This is a genomic window from Caballeronia sp. LZ008 (assembly GCF_031451435.1).
Taxonomy (GTDB): domain Bacteria; phylum Pseudomonadota; class Gammaproteobacteria; order Burkholderiales; family Burkholderiaceae; genus Caballeronia; species Caballeronia zhejiangensis.
Genome location: NZ_JARUXK010000001.1, coordinates 2,563,643 through 2,576,028, shown reverse-complemented (window position 1 = coordinate 2,576,028; position 12,386 = coordinate 2,563,643). Strand labels below are relative to the sequence as shown.

12 protein-coding genes are annotated in these 12,386 nt (G+C 64.5%); 9 read left to right on the top strand and 3 right to left on the bottom strand.

Annotated elements, in window-relative coordinates:
- Position 1 precedes the first annotated feature (1 nt).
- The 3 genes from ccsB to msrQ all read left to right on the top strand — a co-directional run bounded on the left by ccsB (position 2) and on the right by msrQ (position 2,968).
- Positions 2-1,204, top strand: a complete 1,203-nt coding sequence (ccsB, locus tag QCE49_RS11965; RefSeq protein ID WP_008344060.1) for a c-type cytochrome biogenesis protein CcsB — start codon at positions 2-4, stop codon at positions 1,202-1,204.
- Between the two features lie 132 nt (positions 1,205-1,336).
- Positions 1,337-2,326, top strand: a complete 990-nt coding sequence (msrP, locus tag QCE49_RS11960; RefSeq protein WP_239295396.1) for a protein-methionine-sulfoxide reductase catalytic subunit MsrP — start codon at positions 1,337-1,339, stop codon at positions 2,324-2,326.
- Positions 2,327-2,329: 3 nt separating this feature from the next.
- The gene (gene msrQ, locus QCE49_RS11955; RefSeq protein WP_008344065.1) at positions 2,330-2,968 is read left to right on the top strand and encodes a protein-methionine-sulfoxide reductase heme-binding subunit MsrQ; all 639 of its coding nucleotides are present in this window, start codon (positions 2,330-2,332) and stop codon (positions 2,966-2,968) included.
- 50 nt (positions 2,969-3,018) lie between these two features.
- Here msrQ and lysA read toward each other — a convergent pair whose 3' ends face one another.
- Positions 3,019-4,281 carry a diaminopimelate decarboxylase gene (lysA, locus tag QCE49_RS11950; protein WP_175983046.1) on the bottom strand — a complete coding sequence of 421 codons (1,263 nt, stop codon included), beginning with the start codon at positions 4,279-4,281 and terminating at the stop codon, positions 3,019-3,021.
- A 44-nt stretch (positions 4,282-4,325) separates the two neighbouring features.
- Positions 4,326-4,607: an LPS translocon maturation chaperone LptM gene (lptM, locus tag QCE49_RS11945; RefSeq protein ID WP_008344068.1), complete on the bottom strand. Its 282-nt coding sequence runs from the start codon at positions 4,605-4,607 to the stop codon at positions 4,326-4,328.
- 35 nt (positions 4,608-4,642) lie between these two features.
- On the opposite strand from lptM, the gene cyaY reads away from it, so the two are divergent.
- Positions 4,643-4,960 (top strand): iron donor protein CyaY, encoded by a 318-nt coding sequence (gene cyaY, locus QCE49_RS11940; RefSeq protein WP_008344070.1) that lies wholly within the window; start codon positions 4,643-4,645, stop codon positions 4,958-4,960.
- Between the two features lie 63 nt (positions 4,961-5,023).
- On the opposite strand, the gene QCE49_RS11935 is transcribed toward cyaY, so the two are convergent.
- Entirely contained in the window at positions 5,024-7,432 is a 2,409-nt protein-coding gene (locus QCE49_RS11935) for a penicillin-binding protein 1A (RefSeq protein ID WP_175983048.1), read from the bottom strand.
- Between the two features lie 262 nt (positions 7,433-7,694).
- Between QCE49_RS11935 and pilM the strand changes: the two genes are divergently transcribed.
- From pilM to QCE49_RS11910, 5 genes are all read left to right on the top strand, one after another.
- A complete protein-coding gene (gene pilM / locus QCE49_RS11930) occupies positions 7,695-8,696 on the top strand; it encodes a type IV pilus biogenesis protein PilM (RefSeq protein ID WP_175983049.1) in 1,002 nt (333 codons plus the stop codon).
- Positions 8,693-9,373, top strand: coding sequence for a fimbrial assembly family protein (locus QCE49_RS11925; protein ID WP_033536969.1), 681 nt, complete (start codon positions 8,693-8,695; stop codon positions 9,371-9,373). The genes pilM and QCE49_RS11925 overlap by 4 nt, the downstream gene beginning before the upstream one ends.
- Positions 9,370-10,239, top strand: coding sequence for a type 4a pilus biogenesis protein PilO (pilO, locus tag QCE49_RS11920; protein WP_250459032.1), 870 nt, complete (start codon positions 9,370-9,372; stop codon positions 10,237-10,239). Before QCE49_RS11925 ends, pilO begins: the two co-directional genes overlap by 4 nt.
- Before the next feature lie 53 nt (positions 10,240-10,292).
- Positions 10,293-11,747, top strand: coding sequence for a type IV pilus secretin PilQ (locus QCE49_RS11915; RefSeq protein WP_241484882.1), 1,455 nt, complete (start codon positions 10,293-10,295; stop codon positions 11,745-11,747).
- 93 nt (positions 11,748-11,840) lie between these two features.
- On the top strand, positions 11,841-12,386 hold the full coding sequence (locus tag QCE49_RS11910; protein WP_008344080.1) for a shikimate kinase: 546 nt from the start codon (positions 11,841-11,843) through the stop codon (positions 12,384-12,386).

Genomic DNA, 12,386 nt, shown 5'->3' with positions numbered 1-12,386 from the left:
CATGGACCTCACACAGACTTCCTCCCACGCCTCCGCCAAGACGGAACGTCCGGCATCGGGGCTTCCCGATGTCGCCGAGTTCGACGATCGTCCGTTCCTGCGCAGGCTCACGCTGATCGACTGGCTCTTCGCCCTCGCGATGGTCGCGGGCGCGGGTTTCGCGCTGAACCGCTATCACGCGTACATGGACGTGTACGACACGGCCGTGCTGGTCGGCGCCGTGCCGACGTTCGTCGTGCTCGGTTGGCGCTGGAAACCGGTACGCCTGCTGATCGCGTTGATCGCGGTGTTGTCGCTTTTCTCGATCCAGCTCTATCAGCACGACCTCGCTCGCGCCGACACGAACTTCTTCCTCAAGTACTTCCTGTCGAGCCAGTCCGCGATCTTGTGGATGAGCGCGCTCTTCATCCTCGCGACGCTCTTCTACTGGATCGGCCTTGCGACGCGCTCGCAGACGGGCGGCGCGATCGGCTCGCGCATGACGTGGGTCGCGGTGCTGATGGGCTTCACCGGACTGATGGTGCGCTGGTACGAGTCCTACATGATCGGCTCGGACGTCGGCCATATTCCGATTTCGAATCTGTACGAAGTCTTCGTGTTGTTCTGCCTCATCACGTCGCTGTTTTATCTCTACTACGAGCAGCATTACTCGACGCGCGCGATGGGCGCGTTCGTGCTGCTCGTGATCAGCGCGGCGGTCGGTTTCCTGATGTGGTATTCGATCGCGCGCGATGCACAGCAGATTCAGCCGCTCGTCCCCGCGCTGCAAAGCTGGTGGATGAAGATCCACGTTCCGGCGAACTTCATCGGCTATGGCAGCTTCGCGCTCTCGGCGATGGTCTCCGTCGCGTATCTCGCGAAGCAGCGCGGTTTCATGGCGGACCGCCTGCCGTCGCTCGAAGTGCTCGACGACGTGATGTACAAGTCGATCGCCGTCGGCTTCGCGTTCTTCACCATCGCGACGATCCTCGGCGCGCTGTGGGCGGCGGAAGCGTGGGGCGGCTACTGGAGCTGGGATCCGAAGGAAACCTGGGCGCTGATCGTCTGGCTGAACTACGCCGCGTGGCTGCACATGCGCCTGATGAAAGGCCTGCGCGGCGCCGCCGCCGCATGGTGGGCGCTGACGGGCCTGATCGTCACGACCTTCGCGTTCCTCGGCGTCAACATGTTCCTTTCGGGCTTGCATAGTTACGGCAAGCTCTGATCGGCAGCGTCGAATCGAAAAAGACCGCCATGCGTGACGAGCGCTGGCGGTTTTTTTTCGTTTTGCGGTGGAATACTGGCATCCAATCTGCTGTTTTCTCCGTACAAGAATGAACGGAAGGAGTCACGCTTCATGTGGATCAAACAAGGCCGTAATCTGTACGGCGATGACATTGCGAGTCACGAAATCACGCCGCGCGACGTGTTCGAGAATCGCCGGCGCACGCTTCGTTCGCTCGGCGCGCTCGCCGCGACAGGACTCGCCGGCGCGAGCGGCCTCGCCCACGCGACGCTGACATCGCCCGACGCCAAAGGCCAGAAGCTGGCCGCGACGACCAACCCGAAGTTCGTCGCGCTCGACAAGCCGACGCCGTTCAAGGACATCACGAGCTACAACAACTTCTACGAGTTCGGCACCGACAAGGACGATCCCGCCGCCCACGCCGGCACGCTGCGTCCGCGGCCGTGGAAAGTGTCCGTCGAGGGCGCGATCAAGAATCCGAAGGTCTACGACATCGACGACATTCTCAAGCTCGCGCCGCTCGAGGAACGCGTGTACCGGCTGCGCTGCGTCGAAGGCTGGTCGATGGTGATTCCGTGGATCGGCGTGTCGTTGTCGGAGCTCATCAAGCGCGCCGAGCCGACGGGCAACGCGAAGTACGTGCAGTTCATCACGCTGGCCGATCCGTCGCAGATGCCGGGACTTTCGACGCCGATCCTCGAATGGCCGTATTCCGAAGGTCTGCGCATGGACGAGGCGATGAATCCGCTCACGCTGCTGACCCTCGGCTTGTACGGAGAAGTGCTGCCGAATCAGAACGGCGCGCCGGTGCGTGTCGTCGTGCCGTGGAAGTACGGTTTCAAGAGCGCGAAATCGCTGGTGAAAATCCGCTTTGTCGAGAAACAGCCGCCAACGAGCTGGAATCTCTACGCGCCGAGCGAATACGGCTTCTTTTCGAACGTGAATCCGAATGTCGATCATCCGCGCTGGAGTCAGGCGACCGAGCGGCGCATCGGCGAGGACGGTTTCTTTCAGCCGAAACGCAAGACGCTCATGTTCAACGGCTACGGCGATCAGGTCGCGTCGATGTATGCCGGCATGGATCTGAAGAAGAACTTCTGAACGATGTCGTCCGCTTCCCAGATCAAAAGCGCGCGCGTCGCGACGGGACCGCGATGGATCGTTCCGGTCAAGATCGTCGTGTTCGTCGCGATGCTGTTTCCGCTCGCACGTCTCGTGCTGCTCGGCGCGACGGGCGGCCTGGGCGCGAATCCGATCGAATTCATCACGCGCTCGACCGGCCTCTGGACGCTCGTGTATCTGTGCATCACGCTCGCGATCACGCCCGTGCGCCGCCTGACGGGCGTGACGGCGCTCGCGCGCTTTCGCCGGATGATCGGTCTCTTCGCGTTCTTCTTCGCCGTACTGCACTTCACGACGTACATCTGGTTCGACAAATGGTTCGATGTCGCCGCGATGCTGAAGGACATCGGCAAGCGGCCGTTCATCACGGTCGGTTTCGCGGCGTTCGTGCTGCTGATTCCGCTCGCGGTCACATCGCCGAAAGCGATGGTGCGCAAGCTCGGCCGTCGCTGGCAGACCTTGCATCGCGCGATCTATCTGATCGCCGCGCTCGCGATCCTGCATTTCTGGTGGATGAAGGCGGGCAAACACGATCTCGAACTGCCGAAGATCTACGGCTCGATCGTGATCGTGCTGCTCGGCTGGCGCGTGATCGCCTGGCTCAAAGCGCGACGCGCATAAAAAAAGCGATGCTTGTCAGGGCATCGCTTTTTCGTTCGAAGCGCGGCGCTTCAGTCCGGCAGAATCGATTCGCCGGCGAACAGCTGCTTCACTTCCTCACGCTCGCGCACGAGCCGCGCGCGTTCCCCATCGACCATGATTTCGGCGGCGCGCGGACGCGTGTTGTAGTTCGAGCTCATCACGAAGCCGTACGCGCCCGCCGAGCAGATCGCGAGCAGATCGCCGGGCGCGATGGACAGCTCGCGATCGCGTCCGAGCCAGTCGCCGCTTTCGCATACCGGACCGACGACATCGTATGTATGCGCTTTCTCGTCGCGCTTCACGACCGGCACGATGCGATGAAACGCCTCGTACATCGCGGGACGCGCGAGGTCGTTCATCGCGGCATCGACGATGGCGAAGTTCTTTTCCTCGCCCGGCTTCAGGAACTCGACGCGCGTCAGCAGCACGCCCGCGTTGCCGACGAGCGAGCGCCCCGGCTCGAAATACACTTCGCGCTGACCGTGGCCGCGCTTCTCGATGTGATCGAGCAGCGTCTTCACGAACACGCCGATATCGGGCGGCGTTTCGTCGTCGTAGGTGATGCCGAGACCGCCGCCGACATCGACGTGACGAATGCTCATGCCGTCCGCTTCGATCTGCTCGACGAGTTCGAGCAGCTTGTCGAGCGCGTCGAGATACGGGCTGATTTCGGTGATCTGCGAGCCGATATGGCAATCGATGCCGACGACATCGAGATTCGGCATGGCATGCGCTTGCGCGTACGTCGCGCGCGCATCGCTGAACGCGACGCCGAACTTGTTCGACTTGAGGCCGGTGGAGATGTACGGATGCGTTTTTGCATCGACGTCGGGATTCACGCGCAGCGAAACCGGCGCTTTCTTGCCGAGCGACTTCGCGACTTCGTTGAGCGCGTGCAACTCGGGAATCGACTCGACGTTGAAGCACTTGACGCCCGCTTCGAGCGCCTCGCGCATTTCGGCCGCCGTCTTGCCGACGCCCGAAAACACCGTGTTCTCCGCCTTGCCGCCGGCCGCGAGCACGCGCGCGAGCTCGCCCGACGACACGATGTCGAAGCCCGCGCCCATGCGCGCGAACACGTTGAGCACCGCGAGATTGCTGTTCGCCTTCACCGCGACGTGCACCGTTGCCTTGCGGCCGGCGCAGGCATCGGCGTAAGCGTGATAGGCGCGCGTGAGGGCATCGCGCGAATAGACGTAGAGCGGCGTGCCGAACTGGTCCGCGAGCGACGCGGCTGAGACGCCTTCGACGTGCAACACGCCGTCGACGTAGTGGAATGCGGAATCACTCATGCGTGGAATCGAAAGTGCGCCACGAAGGCGTTAAGGCTCGAGGATCAGTAAGCGGACGACGCGGCTTTCGGCGCCGATGCACCATTGGGACTGGTTTTGAGATCGGTCTCGGGCGAAAGCGAGAGCGGCTGTCTCGATGCCGTTTCGCTGTCCGGAGCGACGTTCGAAGGCGGCGTATTCTGGAGGTCGTTGGGACGTTGCGGCAGCGGCGGCACTCTTGGCAGATACAGCGGACCGCGTTGCCCACAACCGCCGAGCGAGAGCGTTGCCGCGGCGCCGATGCTCAAAGCCGCTACAATCGCGCTCATCTTGAAAACGACTCGCATGACCGTCCCTATACGTTTAATCGATGGAGTTTAGCATGACAGACCAGGAATACCTGACGCTGGCGGAGGCCGCGCTGACGGCCATCGAGCGCTCGGTGGACAACGCCGAAGCGGACATCGAATTCGAGCGCAGCGGCAATGTGCTCACGCTGGAATTCGAGAATCGCACGAAGGTGATCGTCAACTTGCAGCCGCCGAAGCACGAAATCTGGCTCGCGGCGAAGGCGGGCGGATTCCACTACAAATACGTCGACGGCGCCTGGCGCGACACGCGCGACAACAGCGAATTCTTCGCGACGCTGAGCAAATATTCGAGCGAGCAGGCCGGCGAGCCGATCCGCTTCAAGGCATAAATCGAGGCGTAAAAAAAAACGAGCGGCCTTTCGGTCCGCTCGCTTTGCTTTGCAGGGGCCGGGTTACTGCCCCTTGAACAGATTCATGATGTCCTGTTTTTCCTGCTCGCCAACCTCGGGCGCGGGCGCAGTCACGCCTGACACGCCTTCCTGCGGCGGCGCCTGGCTCACACCGATCGTTGCGACGAAGCCGCGGCCCGGCGTCATGTCGTCGTAGTACAGCTCGTTGCCGAGCGACGTGATATCGGGCGGCATCATCGGCTTGTACTCGGGCACGCCCTTCAGCGCGCGGCCCATGTAATCCATCCACACCGGCAGCGCGAGACCGCCGCCCGTTTCCTTGTCGCCGAGGCTGCGCGGATTGTCATAGCCGATCCACGCGATCGCCACGAGCGTGCGCTGATAACCGGCGAACCACGCATCGCGCGAATCGTTCGTCGTGCCCGTCTTGCCGGCCAGATCGCCGCGCTTCAGTTGATTCGTCTTCGCGCCCGTGCCGTGCTGCGCGACGCTCTGCAACAGGCTGTTCATCACGAAAGCGTTGCGCGGCGTGATCGCGAGCGGCGCGCTTTGCTGCGCGACGAGCGGCTGCGGATGCGACACGACGCGCCCGTACGGATCGGTGATATCGGCGATCAGATACGGATTCACACGATATCCACCGTTCGCGAACACCGCGTAACCGGCTGCCATTTGCAGCGGTGTGACGAGGCCGGCGCCGAGCGCCATCGGCAGATAAGCGGGATGACGGTCCGCATCGAAGCCGAAGCGCGTGATGTACTGCTGCGCGTACTTCGTGCCGATATGACTCAGGATGCGGATCGACACCATGTTCTTCGAGCGCTGCAACGCGGAGCGCATGGTCATCGGGCCGTCGAAGCCGCCGCCGTAGTTCTTCGGCTCCCACGCCTGGCCGCCCGTCTCGGCGGCGCTGAAGAAAAGCGGTCCGTCGTTGATGATCGTCGCGGGCGAGAGACCCTTTTCGAGCGATGCCGAATAGATGAACGGCTTGAAGCTCGATCCCGGCTGGCGCCATGCCTGCGTGACGTGATTGAACTTGTTCTTGTTGAAGTCGAAGCCGCCGACGAGCGCACGGATCGCGCCGTCCTGCGGCACCATCGACACGAGCGCGCCTTCGACTTGCGGCAATTGCGTGATGATCCAGTCGCCGTCGTCGTCCTTCATGAGACGCACGATCGCGCCCGGACGAATGCGCGAGTTCGGCTGCGCGCGCGACGAGAGCGCGAACTGCACGAAACGCAGATCGTTGCCGCTGATGGTTGCCGTGTTGCCGTCGATGAAGCTCGCCTTCACTTCCTTCGGACTCGCCGACGTCACGACCGCCGCGACGATCTCGCCGTTGTCGGGATGCTCGGCGAGCGCATCGTCGATGGCCTGCTCGCGGTCATCCGCGTTCGCCGGCAGATCGATGTAACCTTCCGGCCCGCGATAGCCGTGCCGGTGCTCGTAATCCATCAGGCCCTTGCGCACCGCGCGATACGCGGCGTCCTGGTCGGCGGAATCGATCGTCGTCACGACATTCAGGCCGCGCGTGTACGCTTCTTCGCGGTATTGCGCGTACAGCATCTGACGCACCATTTCCGCGACGTACTCGGCGTGCACGCTGAATTCGCGGCCCTGTCCCTTCACGACGAGCGGCTGCTGCACGGCCTGCTCGTACTCAGCCTGCGTGATGAAGTTCAGCTCGCGCATGCGTTGCAGGATGTACTCTTGCCGCACCTTCGCGCGCTTCGGATTGACGACCGGGTTGTACGCCGAGGGCGCTTTCGGCAGACCCGCGAGCATCGCCGCCTCGGCGAGCGAGACGTCCTTCAGATCCTTGCCGAAATAGACCCGCGCCGCGCTCGCGAAACCATACGCGCGCTGCCCGAGATAGATCTGATTCATATAGACCTCCAGAATCTGATCCTTCGTCAACGCGCGCTCGATCTTGTACGCGAGCAGCATTTCATAAATCTTGCGCGTGTAGGTCTTCTCGCTCGACAGGAAGAAATTGCGCGCGACCTGCATCGTGATCGTGCTCGCGCCTTGCGACGCGTGGCCGTTGGTCAGGGCGACCGAGCCCGCGCGCAGAATGCCGGTGAGATCGACGCCGCCGTGATCGTAAAAGCGCGCGTCTTCGATGGCGAGCACGGCTTTTTTCAGATGATCGGGCACGTCCTGAATGCGCACGACACTGCGGCGCTCTTCGCCGAATTCGCCGATCAGAACGTGATCGGCCGTGTAGATGCGCAGCGGCACCTTCGGCTTGTAATCGGTGAGCGCTTCGAGCGACGGCAGGTTCGGCATCGCAACGACAAGCGCGTAGCCGAGCACCAGACCCGCGCAGACGACGAGCGCGAAAACGCTGACGAAAAATCCGAGCATGAGCCTCGCCCACCATGGGCGTTTGGCTTTTTTCGGCTTCTCGGGCGGCGTGGACGGCGGGTTGGACGGGGAAGAGGATTGCATAGCACCACCAAAAACAGTCACGCGATTATAGCTGCCCGGGTTTCGGACTTTTCTTGACGCACACGGCGCACGCTGCCGCCGTGTGCGCCTGCACACGCGTCTGCCGTTGTCTTCAAGATACGCGCGATCCTGCGCGGAAGCATCCCTCCGACGCGAGCGTTGGCCATTCGGCCGAGTGTTCGCCGCGATCGGCGCTCGCGACAATTCTTCCGACATCAAGCGCCCGAACGGTTCGGTGCGCGATCGAATGGAAGGAGCGGTCATGAGCAAGGAAAACATGCTGCGCGGCACGATGCTGACGGTCACGCGGCGCTACGCGGCGGGCATCGACGTGAGCGAGGACGCGGTGCGCCTCGCCATCGTGAGCAGGCGGTTGAGGGCGAATGCGGCGGTGTGCGTCGAGCATCTGGAGTCGGTGGCGCTGCCGTCAGGTGCGGTGGTCGGCGGCGATTTCGTCGATCGCGCGCCTATCGTCGCGGCGTTGCGCGAGGCGTTCGGGCGGCTGCCGGAAAGCGGGGCTTGGCGTGCGCTGCGTTGCGCGATGGGCTTGCCGTCGTCGGCGACGCTTACGACGCAAGTTCCGCTCGCCCGACTCATCGACACCCACGAGCAGCTCGCAGCCCCGATCGGCGGCGATCCGCGCGGCTTGCTCGAGCCGGCCGTACTCGCCGAAGCCGAGCGCGCGGCGGGCATCGAACGCGGCGCGCTGGCGGTCGACTGGTCCGTGCAGACGCGGGAAGACGGCGACGCGCTGGTCGCGATAGCGGCGACGGCGCGGCGACACGTCGAGGCGCGAGTCGAGACCGCGGCGGAGGCGGGCATCGCGCTATCGGCCATCGACAGCGAGCCGGCCGCCGCATTGCGCGCGATGCGCCATGCAGGTTCCGTCGAACTGGACGCCGACGCGCGCTATCTCGTCTGCTGGCTGGAAAGCAGCGGCTTGCACGGCTGGCTCGTCGGCTCGCGCGGCGTCGAAAACGAAGTCCGGTATCCCGCGCCCGAGCATCGGAGCATTTCGGACGCGTTGCACGAACTCGCTGGCGAACACGCGCCGCTCGATTGCATCTACGTCGGCGGGCAGATCGAGTTGATGGCGCACGCGGGCCTTCCGCTTCCCGTGCTCGGCAAGACTTTCGGCTGCGCGGCATTGCCGTTCGAAGCCGCGCCGTATTGCAACGGGGTGGCCGAGATTCAGACGGTGCACAAGCATTCGCCGCGTTTCGCGGTTGCGGTAGGCCTGGCGTTGCGCGAGGTGATGCAATGAACGCTGCCATGCTCGACGGATTCAATCTGTTGCCTTATCGCGCGCGAAAGCGACGCGAGCTACGGCGGCAGCGGCTCGCGCTGATCGGCGCGGTGACGCTCGCGGGCTGCGCGGCCGTTGGCGCCGTCGCTGGCCGCGACTTGTTCGAGCGCGCGCGACTGGATGAACGGCGTGTCGCGCTGGAGACGTCGCTGCGTGCTTCGAGCGCGCAGATCGACGAACACGCACGGCTCGTGCGCGCAGAAAGCGAACGGCGGCGCGCGCGTGAGGCCGCGCAGCCGTTGGCGTTGCCGCGCGAGCGTTTCCTCGCGCTGCTCGAAGCGCTCGCCGACTCGCCTCTTCAACGCGGCGTCGCGCTTCAACGCGTGTCGCAGCGAACGAATGAGGTCGAGCTGGCGGCGCTCGCACCCGATTCGCAGGCAGCGTCGCAATGGCTCAAGCGGCTGGAGCGCCTGCGCGGCGTGCAGGCGGTGGAAGTGATCGAAATGAAACGGCGCGCGAACGGAATTCCGTCGACGCAGCCTGCCAGGCGCGCTGCATCGACTGCCTCCGACGAGCACGCCGCGCGATTCGAGTTCGTCGCGCTGGTGCGCTATGCGCCGGATCATTCGCGCGATGAAACGGCGTCGCGTCAGGCACGTCCGGTTTTGGCGGCAACGCAGGGGGAACGCCCATGAGCACGATTCCGATGAACATCGCCATGAAGACGCGCTCGCGCGGCGCGCTCTCCATCCTGCAACCGCTCGACGAATGGTCGTGGCGACGGACCGCGTGTGTCGCGCTCGCGTTGAGTGTCGTCGTGTTTGCGTTCGGCCTGCGCGCGTGGCGCATGTCGGACGCGAGCCGGCTCGATGAAAGCCGCGTCGCGTTGGCCGCGGCACAAGCGAAGGCGCAGGACGCGGCGCGCATTGCCGACGAACTGTCCGGCTTGCGAGCGCGCGCGTCGTCGGGGCGCCTCGATCCGGAGCACTGGAGCGCCGCCGACGCGTTGCGCGCGGTCGCGGATCTCGCCGCCCAGAGCGGCGTGCGCGTCGCGGACATCGAGCCTGTCGCCGTCAAGGGCGGGGAGCCAAAGCAGCGCGAGCCGTTTCCTGAGCGCGCGCTCAAGCTGCGCGCGGACGGCAGCTTCGCGGAGCTACGGCGCTTTCTCGATGCGCTCGCCGGCCTGCCGCGACTCGTCGTTCCCGAGAACGTGCAGATCAAGCGGCAGGCGAACGCGCTCGCCATCGAAGCGACATTGCGCATCTTCGAAACGTTGCCGGCGGTCGCGCCCGCCGCAGTGTCGCGCGCCAACGCGTTCGTCATCGATCCGTTCGGCAGCGCGGACGCCGCCGCGCAGGGAAGCGACATGCTGCTGGTGGGCACGTTCGTCGCACGGCGTCGCGCGATGGCGCTTTTGCAAAGCGGCCGCGACGTCGACAGCTTCGCGCCGGGGCAGAAAATCGGCGACGAACGGCTCGGGCGCGTCGTGCCGCGCGCAATCGAACTCGCCCGAGAAGACGGCATGTCGCGCAAGCTGACTTTCGCGGAGGATCGCACGTGAGCCGGTTCGCGAAGCTTTCAGGCAGATTCATCGGAATGGCGGCTGCGCTGTCGATGTCTGCGCACACGGCGTTTGCCGCCGATAGCGCCGATGCGATCGTCCCGCCGCTTCCGCCGCTGCCCGCATCGTTCGACGCGCAGGCTGTCGACCCGCCTATCGTCGCGACGTCCGACGCGCAGCCCGCGAAGCCCGCGGCGGAGCAGGCGGAAACGGAGAAGACAGAAACGGCAGAGGCGCTGGAAGGCCCGCCCGTGCCTTTGCCGAAACTCGAGCGTCTGAGCGACGCATCGCAGAGCGACGACGACGGCAAGCCGATCACGCTCGATCTGAAAAACGCCGACTTGAGCGCCGCGCTGCACGCATTCGCGCGCTTCACCGGCCTGAACATCGTCGCGAGCGAAAAGGTGCGTGGACAAGTGTCGATGAATCTCGTCGCCGTGCCGTGGCGGCGCGCGTTCGACACGTTCCTCGAAGTCCACGGACTCGCGATGGAGCGGCACGGCAATGTCATTTGGGTCGCGCCGCTCGCGGAACTGGCGGCGCGCGAGAAGCTGCGCTTCGAGGCCCACGCGCGCGCCGCGGACCTCGAGCCGCTCGCGAGCCGTACGTTCGTGCTGCGTTATTCGCGCGCGGAAGAGCTGCGCAAGATGCTGTCCGGCTCGGGCAGCCAGCGCGTGCTGTCGAAGCGCGGTTCCGCCATCTCCGATGCGCGCACGAATCTGCTCTTCATCACCGATCTCGACGCTCGCGTGCGGCAGATCGCCGAACTCGTCGCGCTGATCGACAAGCCGACGCCGCAGGTGATGATCGAGGCGAAGATCGTCGAGGGCGAGGCGGGACTGTCGCGCAATCTCGGCGTCAAGCTGGGCATCGCGGCGCAGAACGATCCGGCGACCGGGTTCGCGGGCGGCGCGGACGGTGTGGTATACGATTTGTCGGCGGGGCCGATCAACGGTTTCGACGCGGCGACGGCCGGGCTCACGTTGTTCGTCGCGCAGGCCACCCGGCTGCTCAACGTGCAACTGAGCGCGCTGGAGGCGCAAGGGCGCGGACAAATCGTTTCGCGGCCGCGCGTCGTGACGGCGGACCGCGTGAAGTCGATCGTCGAGCAGGGCATGGAAGTGCCGTATCAGGCGAAGGTCGGCAATGGCATGTCGGGCGTGCAGTTTCGGCGCGCAACGCTCAAACTGGAGGTTGAGCCGCAGATCACGCCGCATGGCCACGTCATTCTCGATCTCGACATCACGAAAGACAGTGTCGGCGAGCAGACGGCGAACGGGCCGGCAATCCATACCAAGCATATCCAGACGCGCGTGGAAGTGGAAAACGGCGGCACCGTGGCGATCGGCGGCATTTATTCCGATGACGAACACGAAGACACGACCGGCGTGCCGGGACTGTCGAAATTGCCGCTGATCGGCTGGCTGTTTCGCAACGACGCGCGGCGCAGCTCGAAGAGCGAGCTCGTCATTTTGATTACGCCGCATGTGATCGCGTCGAGCGGCTAGGCCCGTCACGAGGGCCGCGAAACTCGACAAAGCGGGCGGTTTGCCCTTAAGCTGCCGCACGAACAAATTGCATCGAACTGGAAGGAAACCGAGTTGCAGGAAGGGCACGCGAACGCGAACATTTTTTTCGTCGGACTCATGGGGGCGGGTAAAACCACCGTGGGACGTGCGGTTGCGCGCCGTCTGCAGCGCTCCTTCATCGATTCGGATCATGAGATCGAGGCGCGCACGGGCGCCCGCATCCCGGTGATCTGGGAGCTCGAGGGCGAAGCGGGTTTCCGCCAGCGCGAGGCGAACGTCATCGACGAGCTGTCGCAGCGCGATGGCATCGTGCTCGCGACGGGCGGCGGCGCGGTGCTGCGCCCCGACAATCGCGAACATCTGAAGAATCGCGGCATCGTCATCTATCTGCGCGCCAATCCGCACGATCTCTGGCAGCGTACACGGCGCGACAAGAATCGCCCGCTGCTGCAGACCGAAGATCCGCGCGGCAAGCTCGAAGCGCTCTTTCAGGCGCGCGATCCGCTGTACCACGAATGCGCGCATTTCGTCGTGGAAACCGGACGGCCGACCGTGAACGCGCTCGTCAATATGGTCCTGATGCAACTGGAGGTCGCCGGCGTCGTCAAACCGGCCTGA

What these genes read in the sequence shown, in the direction of transcription:
- ccsB (WP_008344060.1), top strand. Translation starts at nt 2, where the DNA reads ATGGACCTCACACAGACTTCCTCCCACGCCTCCGCCAAGACGGAACGT.
- msrP (WP_239295396.1), top strand. Translation starts at nt 1,337, where the DNA reads ATGTGGATCAAACAAGGCCGTAATCTGTACGGCGATGACATTGCGAGT.
- msrQ (WP_008344065.1), top strand. Translation starts at nt 2,330, where the DNA reads ATGTCGTCCGCTTCCCAGATCAAAAGCGCGCGCGTCGCGACGGGACCG.
- lysA (WP_175983046.1), bottom strand. Translation starts at nt 4,281, where the DNA reads ATGAGTGATTCCGCATTCCACTACGTCGACGGCGTGTTGCACGTCGAA.
- lptM (WP_008344068.1), bottom strand. Translation starts at nt 4,607, where the DNA reads ATGCGAGTCGTTTTCAAGATGAGCGCGATTGTAGCGGCTTTGAGCATC.
- cyaY (WP_008344070.1), top strand. Translation starts at nt 4,643, where the DNA reads ATGACAGACCAGGAATACCTGACGCTGGCGGAGGCCGCGCTGACGGCC.
- QCE49_RS11935 (WP_175983048.1), bottom strand. Translation starts at nt 7,432, where the DNA reads ATGCAATCCTCTTCCCCGTCCAACCCGCCGTCCACGCCGCCCGAGAAG.
- pilM (WP_175983049.1), top strand. Translation starts at nt 7,695, where the DNA reads ATGAGCAAGGAAAACATGCTGCGCGGCACGATGCTGACGGTCACGCGG.
- QCE49_RS11925 (WP_033536969.1), top strand. Translation starts at nt 8,693, where the DNA reads ATGAACGCTGCCATGCTCGACGGATTCAATCTGTTGCCTTATCGCGCG.
- pilO (WP_250459032.1), top strand. Translation starts at nt 9,370, where the DNA reads ATGAGCACGATTCCGATGAACATCGCCATGAAGACGCGCTCGCGCGGC.
- QCE49_RS11915 (WP_241484882.1), top strand. Translation starts at nt 10,293, where the DNA reads ATGTCTGCGCACACGGCGTTTGCCGCCGATAGCGCCGATGCGATCGTC.